1 protein-coding gene is annotated in these 591 nt (G+C 58.0%); it reads right to left on the minus strand.

Annotated features, from left to right (window positions below; all coding sequences use genetic code 11):
- Positions 1-130 precede the first annotated feature (130 nt).
- Positions 131-591, minus strand: a 461-nt coding sequence (locus ACR0JF_RS23380) for a transposase (protein ID WP_480670135.1), incomplete at its 5' end; no start/stop codon positions are given.

Raw genomic sequence — 591 nt, forward strand, 5'->3', positions numbered from 1 at the left:
CAGCTTCTTGCTCGGGGGCATGCAAATTTGCAATCGCGGCGAAGGTCGGCTTTCCGCCGATTCTGTTGAAAAACAATGTGTTGCTGGCGCAGAAAGTGGGCGTGTGAATGCGACGCGAGCGCCTTTCGGGTCAGGCTTTGCGCGTTTGCTGCGGTGCGGGAAAGATCTTTGCCAATTTGCGGAGGTTCTGGGCGGTGGCGGCGAGGAGGAATTCGTCATTGGCACCACATGGTCCGCGTAATCGGAGCCGTCCCATCCCGAGGATGCGTTTGAGGTGGGCAAAGAGCATCTCGACCTTCTTTCTGAGTTTCATTGAGATGTCGTATTGGCGGGTTTTGGCGATCTCGCGGGCGACCTGGCGAGCGTCTTCGTGCTCTTCGCGGGTGATTTTGCGCGCATCGGCATTGGGGCAGCATTTGGCTTTTGATGGACAGGCCTGGCAAACATCTTTCAGGGCGCGGTAGCGGGCCGTGCCCTTGCCAGTTGGCCCTCGGTTTGGGTCAGAATAGTTGCGGCGGAACTGCTTGAGTTCCTGGCCCTCAGGGCAAATGTACTGATCGTTTTCTGCATCCCACTCGAAATCCGCCCGCG

The organism is Ruegeria sp. BG11 (assembly GCF_056538565.1).